3 protein-coding genes are annotated in these 2,096 nt (G+C 38.6%); 1 reads left to right on the top strand and 2 read right to left on the bottom strand.

The features are described from left to right. Positions 1-831: HupE/UreJ family protein (locus NWQ57_RS06985; RefSeq protein ID WP_306021423.1), on the top strand; the 831-nt coding region annotated here is incomplete at its 5' end. A 259-nt stretch (positions 832-1,090) separates the two neighbouring features. Here the strand turns inward: NWQ57_RS06985 and NWQ57_RS06980 are convergent. Beyond that, positions 1,091-1,573, bottom strand: a complete 483-nt coding sequence (locus NWQ57_RS06980) for a DUF4411 family protein (protein ID WP_306021424.1) — start codon at positions 1,571-1,573, stop codon at positions 1,091-1,093. Between the two features lie 8 nt (positions 1,574-1,581). Beyond that, the coding region (locus NWQ57_RS06975) for an ImmA/IrrE family metallo-endopeptidase (RefSeq protein ID WP_306021422.1) at positions 1,582-2,096 on the bottom strand (515 nt) is incomplete at its 5' end.

The following is a 2,096-nucleotide window of genomic DNA, read 5'->3' as shown; positions in this document are numbered from 1 at the left end:
GTCGTAAACAGTTCACGTATTACCTTACCTGAGCAATGCACCTTGGGCATTACCAACAAGCAGAGTCGGGCAAACCTTACTTTGATTAATTATGAATTTGACTGTTCTGAGTTATTTTTGGCTGAAGATAAAATCGTCACACCTTGGTATTTGGACGGTGCTAGCTTAACGGTCAGCCTTGGAAATGAGTCATTTGACACTACCTTAAAGCGCAGTTTGAATACTATAGAAATCCCTTTATCTGCGGCTCAGAGTGAGCTATCAACCACTGCCGTAATACAACGATATTTATGGCAGGGCATGTTGCATATTTGGTTTGGTTGGGATCACTTGGCTTTTGTTTTGTGTTTATGTTTATTGGCCAAAGGTAAGCGTTTACTTACTCTCATCACGGCTTTTACGATTGGTCACTCATTAACCTTGGTTTTAGCTTTTTATCAAGTCGTTACCATCGCGATTGCACCGATCGAAGTGTTGATTGCAGTCTCATTAATTTTGATGGCCAGAGAAGGCATTGAGTTGCAACGTAAGCAACATGAATTTGCCTTGTTAGGCTCAATGGGAGTGGTGGTGTTATTTGGTTTGATCCACGGCTTGGGTTTTGCCAGTGCATTATCGGAATTAGGCGTGCCGCAAAACGAAGTGGGTTTGGCCTTGATCTTCTTTAACATCGGAGTTGAGTTAGGGCAGATAGCCTTTATTGCCAGTTTGTTTGTGCTTTACCAGTTGGTTAAACCGACAGGAAGGATTCAGTTGGCCAGTATCACCGCGCTTTATTTTGTGGGTTGTTTAGGCACATTTTGGGCAGTAGAAAGATTAGTGAGCTTTTAGTTAACCTTTAGAGGCGCTTATTTAAAATAAGCGCCTTAACCGCATTCTTTTCAAAATAATTATAGTCCTTCAAACATATTTTCAAGTCCTGAACTTTTATTATTCTAGTCTTGTTGCGTATGCAAATTGAACAACAGGTTGGTAAAACGAAAGGTGTTTTATCTCATGGAGGGATAGAAAATTAGGTAAATTTAAGGATAAGTTAGATCAACAACCCTGCCCTCTTGATTCATTCAAAGTGGTAGTGGGTTGTTTTAATTTAATTGCCTAAAATAAATTTGGCTTTCAACTTAAAAAGCAGTTGATAGGTATTTATATATTCAACACCAAATTGTTCACATATATTGGGTATTTTTACTTTCTGACTGTTATCTGGAACTAAGGCTTCATGCGTAACCACAGTCGCTCCAATCGCAGCAGCCTTAGCTATAATCCATGGATCTGCTTTGCTTAAAAAATTAGCAATATCCGCTTGAGACTTATTAATTAACGAAACCACATGATTTGCGATTTCGGTAAACATGTCTTGCGTAGGAATGTCAGATACAGGGAGGAAATGATACTTTTTATTTTTAGCCCAAGAAGAAAGTTCATCATTTGAATCAGTTAGTTCTATATAAACGTTATCTACACTCATAACTTGCCCTTGCTCGAACTGCTTATCGAGCCACTCCCAAAATGCGGGGCAAAAGTCCATGTTATAGTGCAAATTTTTGGCTTGTATATAAGTGTTAGAGTCCATTAAATAAATCAAAAATCAAATCCCTTCGCAAATTTTGTTATTTTATCTGGCTTAATACCGAGTAATTGCCCTGCATCTCTTAACAACACTCTCCCACTCAATGTTTCAGATAAAACCGCTCTGGCAAACCTATCACTTGTTTGGCTCTTTAGTGTTACATAATAACTGGGACCTTTTCCTTTCTTCTCTCTCTCATCATATTGTTTTTTAAGAAAAGAAATAAATTTGTGGTACTCACCTTGGGAAATAAAATTGCATGTTAATGCTCTGCGAGCAAGTACCCATTGGCTTACATGAAAGTGTGCCTCTAGCTCTGGAAGATTGTCTTTCCAATTATCTAAATTCTGCCATCGTTGCATAAATTCAGTTCCTGGAACCAGAAATTCAGCAGCAACTCCATTGCAAAGAATTTCTTCTTTTCTATGAGCAGAATCGGAACCGTCAGAAACACCACTTTGCCCAATCCAAATGTGTGCTAGTTCATGAATTAAAGTAAACAACCTAGCGACTGGAGCGTCAGCTA

The organism is Paraglaciecola sp. (assembly GCF_030730205.1).
Lineage (GTDB): Bacteria > Pseudomonadota > Gammaproteobacteria > Enterobacterales > Alteromonadaceae > Paraglaciecola.
The sequence above is the reverse complement of the archived record's forward strand: the minus strand, read 5'-3'. Positions and strand labels throughout refer to the sequence as shown.

Coding starts and splice junctions, on each gene's coding strand:
- NWQ57_RS06980 (WP_306021424.1), bottom strand. CDS start 1,573: ATGGACTCTAACACTTATATACAAGCCAAAAATTTGCACTATAACATG.